The organism is Pseudoflavonifractor phocaeensis, assembly GCF_016901735.1.
In the GTDB taxonomy this organism is placed as follows: Bacteria; Bacillota; Clostridia; order Oscillospirales; family Oscillospiraceae; genus Pseudoflavonifractor_A.
The window spans coordinates 1-8,054 of the sequence record NZ_JACLZC010000090.1 but is presented as its reverse complement, the minus strand read 5'-3'; the positions used below and the strand labels follow the sequence as shown (position 1 = coordinate 8,054).

At 64.7% G+C, this 8,054-nt stretch carries 8 protein-coding genes; 6 read left to right on the top strand and 2 right to left on the bottom strand.

Features of this window, described 5'->3' with window-relative positions; all coding sequences use genetic code 11:
- A partial coding sequence (locus H7U37_RS13785; RefSeq protein WP_204876575.1) for a polysaccharide pyruvyl transferase family protein occupies window positions 1–451 on the bottom strand: 451 nt, incomplete at its 3' end.
- Window positions 452–538: 87 nt separating this feature from the next.
- On the bottom strand, window positions 539–1,414 hold the full coding sequence (locus H7U37_RS13780) for a hypothetical protein (protein ID WP_204876572.1): 876 nt from the start codon (window positions 1,412–1,414) through the stop codon (window positions 539–541).
- A gap of 129 nt (window positions 1,415–1,543) precedes the next feature.
- Between H7U37_RS13780 and H7U37_RS13775 the strand changes: the two genes are divergently transcribed.
- From H7U37_RS13775 to H7U37_RS13750, 6 genes are all read left to right on the top strand, one after another.
- Window positions 1,544–1,846 carry a YlmC/YmxH family sporulation protein gene (locus H7U37_RS13775; RefSeq protein WP_204876569.1) on the top strand — a complete coding sequence of 101 codons (303 nt, stop codon included), beginning with the start codon at window positions 1,544–1,546 and terminating at the stop codon, window positions 1,844–1,846.
- Window positions 1,847–1,947: 101 nt separating this feature from the next.
- A complete protein-coding gene (gene glmS, locus H7U37_RS13770; protein WP_204876568.1) occupies window positions 1,948–3,780 on the top strand; it encodes a glutamine--fructose-6-phosphate transaminase (isomerizing) in 1,833 nt (610 codons plus the stop codon).
- A 17-nt stretch (window positions 3,781–3,797) separates the two neighbouring features.
- A complete protein-coding gene (locus H7U37_RS13765; protein WP_204876567.1) occupies window positions 3,798–5,381 on the top strand; it encodes an ABC transporter substrate-binding protein in 1,584 nt (527 codons plus the stop codon).
- A gap of 75 nt (window positions 5,382–5,456) precedes the next feature.
- Window positions 5,457–6,416, top strand: coding sequence for an ABC transporter permease (locus H7U37_RS13760; protein WP_204876566.1), 960 nt, complete (start codon window positions 5,457–5,459; stop codon window positions 6,414–6,416).
- The gene (locus H7U37_RS13755) at window positions 6,413–7,276 is read left to right on the top strand and encodes an ABC transporter permease (RefSeq protein ID WP_204876565.1); all 864 of its coding nucleotides are present in this window, start codon (window positions 6,413–6,415) and stop codon (window positions 7,274–7,276) included. The genes H7U37_RS13760 and H7U37_RS13755 overlap by 4 nt, the downstream gene beginning before the upstream one ends.
- A gap of 45 nt (window positions 7,277–7,321) precedes the next feature.
- A partial coding sequence (locus H7U37_RS13750) for an alanine:cation symporter family protein (protein ID WP_204876564.1) occupies window positions 7,322–8,054 on the top strand: 733 nt, incomplete at its 3' end.

Genomic DNA, 8,054 nt, shown 5'->3' with positions numbered 1-8,054 from the left:
GGCTGGGGGCGTAGGCGATCCGCCGCCCTGTCTGGACGAAGTCCAGCAGGAAGGCGGGCTCAAACTGCTTGTCGGCGTAGATATAGGGGTTCCAGATCTGGTCGCTGCCGGCCACATACACGTCGTAGGCGGGGGGATCGTCCCTGAGCTTGGCGAAGGAGGTGTAGCGCCGGGGGCTGAGCTTCATCTGCTGGCTGACAAAGGCCTCGAAGCGGTCGAAGCGGGCCTTGAAGGCGGCGTAGTGGAGGGCGGTATGGGCGTCGGAGGCGGCGTCCCGCACCGAGCCGGAGCGCTTGAAGAGCTGATTGGTCCGGGTGGTGTGGGGGAGCCGGAAGTCGATGATGTCGCAGTCGTGACCCAGGTCCTGGATGGCCCGCATGGTGGCGTAGGCCTGGAGCTGGGCCCCGTAATGGTGGGCGAAATGGAAGGTGATAAGACCGGTCCTGGTCATAGATCGGATGCCTCCTGGTTAGAATTTCAGTCTCTTTTGAATCTCTATCATCCTATCATATCCGGATGGGAAAGAAAAGACGCAACCTTAGCCAAAGCTGCGGGGGTCCAGGCCGTAGACCTGCACGATTTCGAAAAGGGGGCTCTCGGCCAGGTCGCCCACGGTGACAATCCGTCCGCCGTCGCTGTCTGTGTCGTAGCCCGCGCCCTGGTAGAGGGCGTACCAGACCAGGTAGGCGCACTGAGCGCCGAAGGAGTCGGCGTCCGGGTCCTGCACCTTGTCCGGCCCCAGCACGCCGCTGGTCAGATGGTAGGGCACCCCGTCCAGGTGGGCCATGGCGTAGTCAGCGATGGCCTCCTGCTCTTCCGGGGTGATATCCTTGACGCGGAGGTGGAGAAAGGTGGAGTAGCAGGACCAATGGCTGACGCTGGCGGTGGCGGCGTCATAGCCGATGAGCACGGCCTCCAGGGTGCGGCCGTTGGCGGCGTCCACCACCACGCCGGCGTGTCCGTGGCGCCAGCCCAGGGTGTGGGTGGAGAAGGAGAGGAACACGTCCCCCTCCTCCACGGGCGCCATGGGACAGGCGTAGGTGATGTTTCCATCTCCGTCCACCACATGGTCCTCCCGGGTGGTGATGCCCAGGCTGCCGCAGTCGGTGGCGGTTTTGGCGAAAAAGGCGGTTTGGGTGTCCAGGATCTGATCCTTGCCCGGCTGGCCCAGGGAGAGCAGGTCATCCACGCCGGCCTTTCCCAGTCCGGTCTGGAGGAAGAGGGTCTCATAGTCCTCTTCGGAAAGACGGTCCTGTTCCGGAATGGCAGAGAGATCGGTCATAGGATAGTCGGGATAAAACTGGGCGTGGCGGTGGGCGAAGAGCTGGGCGGCGGTGAGGAAGAGGATGACGGCTGCGGCGACGCCCAGCAGCCGGTAGCAGAGCACGCCCAGACGGCGGACAAAGAAACGCAAAGCAAAGGCCTCCCGGGGTTATAGTACGAGCCGTCCTTCACATAAGTTTTGAGAAGAAGGACGGCGGACAGGGAACGGACGGTGCGATTATAGCACATTTCGACGGTTTTGGGAATAGGGGTGAGCGGAATGGAGGAGAAGAGCCGGGTTTCCGATCTGCGGTGCCGGGAGGTCATCGACATCCGCACGGGGGTGCGGTTCGGCTATGTGGGGGACGTATCGGTGGCGCTGGAGAGCGGGCGGGCGGAGGCGCTGGTGGTACCGGGCCGGCGGCGGCTCTTCGGGCTTTTGGGCCGGGAGCCGGACCGCATCTTTCCCTGGGAGACAGTACGCCGCTTTGGGGAGGACATCATCCTGGTGGAGCACGACGGGCTGGGGGCTCAGGATGGACGAAGGAGGGGGGAGAAGGCGGCCGTCTTTCGGGAAGATTGACTCTTTACCTAGAGGGCCGGCATGATATATAATAACAAAATATTGGACTGGGACGTCCCGTCCGGTGCAACCATACCCAAACAGATTGGAGCGCTTGACTTATGTGCGGAATTATCGGATATGTCGGCCGGGAGGAAGCCGCCCCCATCCTCCTCAACGGCCTGCGGCGGCTGGAATACCGGGGCTATGACTCGGCGGGCGTGGCGGTGTACCACCCGGAGGACGGCCTGACGGTGGTCAAAACCAAGGGCCGCATCCAGAATCTGGCCGACCAGGTGGAGGCGAGAGGCGGGATTCGGGGTACCCTGGGTCTGGGCCACACCCGCTGGGCCACCCACGGGGAGCCCTCCGACGTCAACTCCCACCCCCACCTGAGCGAAAACGGCCGCATTGCCGTGGTCCATAACGGCATCATTGAAAACTACGCCGAGATCAAGGAATTCCTCCAGTCCCGCGGCGTGCATTTTGTCTCCCAGACCGACACCGAAGTGGTGGCCCAGCTGCTGGAATTTTACTATGACGGCAACATCCTGGACGCGGTGACCAAGGTGCTCCACCGCATCCGGGGCGCGTACGCCCTGGGGGTGCTGTGCGCCGACTGTCCCGACCGGCTCATCGCCGCCCGGAAGGACAGCCCCCTCATCCTGGGCTACGGCGACGGTTTCCACTTCATGGCCTCCGACGTGACGGCGGTCATCCAGTATACGAGGGACGTATGCTACCTGGATGACGGGGAGATTGCCGAGATCACCGCCGACAACGTGTGGGTATACGACGCCTATCTCCGTCCGGTGGAGAAGCAGCTCCACCGGGTGGACTGGGAGATCTCGGCGGCGGAGAAGGGCGGCTATGAGCATTTCATGCTCAAGGAGATCATGGAGCAGCCCAAGGCCTTCCACGACACCGTCTCCCCCCGCATCCGGGAAGGCAAGGTGGTGCTGGACGAGCTGACCTTTACGCCGGAATATCTGAGGAACCTGGAAAAGATCTATGTGATCGCCTGCGGTTCCTCTTATCATGTGGGCATGGCGGCCAAGTACACCCTGGAAAAGCTGCTGCGCAAGCCGGTGGAGGTGACCCTGGCCTCGGAGTTCCGCTACTGCGACCCCATCGTGACCGAGCGCACCCTGGCGCTGGTCATCAGTCAGTCGGGCGAGACCATCGACACCCTGGCGGCCATGCGGGAGGCCAAGCGGCTGGGCGCCCGGGTGCTGTCCATCGTCAACGTGGTGGGCTCCACCATCGCCCGGGAGTCGGACGACGTGCTCTACACCTGGGCCGGCCCGGAGATTGCCGTGGCCACCACCAAGGCCTACTCCACCCAGCTGGCCCTCATCTATCTCATCGGCCTCTCCTTTGCCGAGACGCTGGGGACCATCACCCCTCAGGCGTACGACGCCATTGTGGACGAGCTCCGGCGCATCCCCGAAAAACTCACCGAGATCCTCAATCACCGGGAGCGCATCCAGTATCTGGCCTCCATTTATTTCAACCACCCCTCGGTCTTTTTCATCGGCCGCAACGTGGACTATGCCGTGGGTCTGGAGGGGTCTTTGAAGCTCAAGGAGATCTCCTACCTCCACTCGGAGGCCTACGCCGCCGGCGAGCTCAAGCACGGCACCATTTCCCTCATCGAGCCGGGCACGCTGGTGGTGGCCCTGGCCAGCTACGCGCCGCTCTTTGAAAAGACCATGAGCAACGTGGTGGAGGTCAAGAGCCGCGGAGCCGACGTGCTGGGCCTCACCACCGCCGATCTGGAAGCCGACATGGCCAGCGTGGTGAACCACACCCTCACGGTGCCGCAGACCCATCCCATGCTGCTCCCCTCGCTGGACGTGGTTCCCATGCAGCTGTTTGCCTACTATGTGGCTCTGATGCACGGCTGTGACATTGATAAGCCCCGCAACCTGGCCAAATCGGTAACCGTGGAATAAGGAAAGGAGGAGCAGCTTTGAAGAAAAGAACCGCGGCGCTGCTTTTGGCGTTGGCTCTGGCGCTGCCCTTGGGCGGGTGCGCCTCCCAGCCGGCGGCGGATGACACGGCGGGGGAGCGGGTGGTCCAGTACGGACTGTCCAACGCCTGGGATTCGCTCATGCCCTACAACAGCCCGTCGGGCAGCAACTACTCCCGCATCATTTACGACAAGATCTATGACCGCCTGGCCTATGTCCACGCCGACGGGACCCTCACCGCCCGGGCGGCTCAGTCCTGGGAGAGCGTGGACGGCGGCTACGGCATCGAATTCCATCTGGACCCCGACTGCGCCTTTCACGACGGGACCTCGGTGACGGCGGAGCACTGGGCGGAGACCATCGCCCTATTGACGGACGGGGCCTGTCCGACGCTGGGCCGGAGCGCCTTTTCGGTGCTGACCGGCACCGACGAGAGCGGCGTTGCCACCGGCACGGAGGCGCTGGGGGCGGAAGCGGTGGAGGAATATACCCTCAAGCTTACGTTCAAGAATCCCACCACCCCGGAGGATTTTCTCCTGGACAAGAACCGGGAGTATTACGTCCTGCCCACCCATCTTTTGGAGGGAGTGGACCCGTCGGAGGTGATGGAGCTGGACCTGTGGACGGCGCCGGTGGGCTCCGGGCCCTGCGTGTTTGTCTCCGAGGTGACGGGGAGCAGCCTGACGCTGAAGGCCAACGCGGACTATCAGCTGGGCGCGCCCGGCTTCGACACCCTGGTCATCACGGTGATGGACAAGTCCAGCCTGCTGACGGCGCTCATTGCCGGCGACCTGGATTACTACGCCTTCGGCGGCAGCGTCACCGAGGACAACGCCCCCACCGCCGAGGCGGCGGGCTTCACCGTCAGCGAGGGGACCACGCCCAACACGTTCTATGAGTTGATGCTCAACTGCGAGACGGTGTCTGATGCCCGCATCCGCCGGGCGGTGGAGTACGCCCTGGACAAGGAGCTGCTGTGTGAGCAGTCCACCGGCGGTCACGGCGCGGTGACCGGCACCTCCATTCTGCCCAGCTGCGAGAGCTACCCCGGCCCGGGGGAAACCACCCGGAACCTGGAGCTGTCCATGGGCCTTCTGGAGGAGGCAGGGTACGACGGCGAAGTCTATACCCTGGCCTGCACCTCCAACCGGTCGGGGCTTGCGGCGCTGATGCAGCAGCAGCTGGACGAGGCGGGCATTGCCACCACCATTGAGACGGTGGATTCGGCCACGCTCTTTGCCGGCATGAGCGACGGGGTCTATGACATGGCCATTGCCAGCCACACCCCCAGCGCCCTGCCGCTGTGGTTTGTGGAGAGCCGCTTTTCGGCGGAAAACAACATCTTCCATGTGGATGATCTGACTCCCTATCTGAGCGATATCGACGCCATCCGCGCCGAGACGGACAAGGACGCCCGCGCCGCGCTGGTGGCGGAGCTGGACGGTCTGCTGGGCGAGGAGCGGCCCTTTATCCCGCTGTGGTTCGGCACGGCCCTCCACGTGGAGTCCAACACCGTAACGGGCATCGACTATGAATCCTCCAGCTTCTGCAACGAAAACGTGTGGGAGTGGGAGAAGCAATAAGAGAAAAGACCTCCGTAGGGCCGCCTTCGGGCGGCCCGTGCCCATTTGGGCCGGAAGTGCAGGAGGAAGTACATTTTGATCCGATATATACGCAAACGGCTGGCGACAGCGGTGCCGGTTTTTTTCGGCATTACGATTTTGGTATTTTTGTGTCTGGACCTGGCGCCGGGCACCATCGCGGACCTGGGGGGAGAAGAAGGGGGCTCCGCCGGCAACCAGGCCATTTTGGAGGAGCGCCTTGGTCTGGACAAGCCGCTGCCCCAGCGGTATCTGGTATGGCTGGGCGGACTGCTCCGTGGGGACCTGGGGGACTCGTGGCAGACGGGGCGCTCGGTGTCGGAGAGCATCGCGCAGCGGGTGGGGCCCTCCCTCATTTTGACGGGCACCGGAGTGGCTTTGGCCGTTTTGCTGGCCATTCCGCTGGGCGCGGCGGCGGCATGGCGGCCCGGCTCGGGCTGGGATAAGGCCGCGTCGGTCTGTTCCATGGTGAGCTTCGGCGTGCCCGGCTTTCTGCTGAGTCTGGCGGGGGTGTATGTGTTTTCGGTGGTGCTGGGTTGGCTGCCCTCCGCCCGGATGTACACCGCCGGGACCAGCGGCACGCTGGGAGACCTGATGTGCCATCTCATCCTTCCGGCGGGGGTGGTATGCGTGAGCAGCATGGGGGAGCTGGTGCGCCAGACCCGCAGCGCCTGTCTGGAGACTCTGGGGGAGGATTATATCCGTACCGCCCGGGCCAAGGGGCTGGGGGAGCTTGCGGTGATGCGCCACGCCCTGCGGGGCTCTCTTTTGCCGGTGCTGACCACTGTTTTGAGCCACATTCCCCATATCATCGGCGGTTCTGTGGTGGTGGAACGGATCTTTGGCTGGCCGGGGATGGGAAGTCTCCTTTTTTCCGCCATCAGCAGCCGGGACTTTGGCATCGTGATGGGGGTGACGGTGGTCATCGCCCTGACGGTGCTGGGGACCAATCTGGCGCTGGACCTGCTCTATGGTCTGGCAGACCCCCGGGTGCGCCGGGAGGAGGCGGACCGATGAGGGGGAGCATGGGGCCGCTGGGGCGGTTTTTGCGGGACCGCCGGGCGGTGGCCGGCCTGGTGATTCTGGCGGTGGAGACGCTGGCGGTGCTGCTGCTGCCGGCGCTTTTCGGCCTTGCGCCCAATCTCACCGACGCCGCCGCCGGATTCTGGGCGCCCCCTTCCGCGTCCCATTGGCTGGGCACCGACGACGTGGGCCGGGACGTGCTGGCCCGGCTTCTCTGCGGCGGGCGGGTGTCGCTGCTGGTGGGCTTCTCCGCGGCAGGCATCAGCCTGGGCGTAGGGGTGCCGCTGGGACTGCTGGCGGGCTGGCGGCAGGGCAGCAAGTGGGAATACGGGATCATGCGCCTGGCCGACGTATTCCAGAGCTTTCCCAGCATTGTCCTGGTGCTGTGTCTGGTGTCGCTGGTGGGTGCGTCGGTGTGGAACATCGTGGCGGTCATCGGGCTTTTGGGCTGGACGGGCATTGCCCGGCTGGTGTATGCCAACACCCTCACCGTCCGGGAGCGGGAATACGCGCTGGCAGCCCGGGCGCTGGGCGGCAGGTGGACCACCATTTTGCGGCGCAACGTGCTGCCCAACGCGGTGGGCCCGGTGTGGGCGGTGCTGCCGCTGCGGGTGGGCCGTGCCATTTTGTCCGAGTCCAGCCTGAGCTTTTTGGGGGTGGGCATCCGCACGCCCCAGGCCTCGTGGGGCAGTCTCATCCAGTACGCCACCAACACGGCGGTGTTTGTGGGCCGTCCGTGGATCTGGGTGCCGCCGGCGGTATGCATTGTGGTAACGGTGGTGAGCCTTCAGTGGGTGGGGGACGGCCTGCGCAACGCCCTGGACCCGCGATTTTATATCGGTCCAAAGACATGAGAGACGCCATGTCCGCATACCTCTAAGGACAAGGAGGGTGCGGACATGGCGTTTTTGACTTTTTTGGCGGATACGATCTGGAATCCGTGGCTGCTGGCGCTTTTTCTGTTTGCGGGGCTGTGGTATTCGGTGCGAACGGGCTTTTTTCAGCTGTTTGACCTGCCGGTCTGGCTGCGCTGTACGGCGGGCAGGCTGCTGCGGGCCCGGCAGTCGGAGCGGCGGGGCGGGTTATCCCAGTTTCAGGCGCTGTCCACGGCGCTGGCCTCCACCATCGGCACGGGGAGCATCGCCGGCGTGGCCACGGCCATTTTTCTGGGGGGACCCGGGGCGGTATTCTGGATGTGGATATCGGCCCTGCTGGGGATGATGACCGGCTGCGCCGAGAAGATTCTGGCGGTACGCTACCGGGAACGGGCGCCGGACGGGGGATACCAGGGCGGGCCCATGCTCTATATGTCCCGCGGCCTGGGGAAGCGGTGGATGGGCTGCTGGTTTGCTCTTTGCTGTGTGGGCGCGTCGCTGCTGGGGGGCAATCTGGTGCAGGCCAATTCCATCTCCACGGCGCTGGAGGCGGCGCTGGGGTGGGATCGTCTGGCGGTGGGTCTGGCGGCGGCGGCGGGCTGCGCTCTGGTGACGGCGGGGGGCGTGGGACAGATCGGCCGGTTCAGCGAGGCGCTGGTACCGCTGATGGCGCTGCTCTTTTTTGGGGGGAGCGCGGCGGCGCTGTTTTGTAACCGGGCGGCCATACCGGCGGCGCTCTGGTCCATCGTATCGGGGG

What these genes read in the sequence shown, in the direction of transcription:
- H7U37_RS13755 (WP_204876565.1), top strand. Translation starts at nt 6,413, where the DNA reads ATGAGGGGGAGCATGGGGCCGCTGGGGCGGTTTTTGCGGGACCGCCGG.
- H7U37_RS13775 (WP_204876569.1), top strand. Translation starts at nt 1,544, where the DNA reads ATGGAGGAGAAGAGCCGGGTTTCCGATCTGCGGTGCCGGGAGGTCATC.
- glmS (WP_204876568.1), top strand. Translation starts at nt 1,948, where the DNA reads ATGTGCGGAATTATCGGATATGTCGGCCGGGAGGAAGCCGCCCCCATC.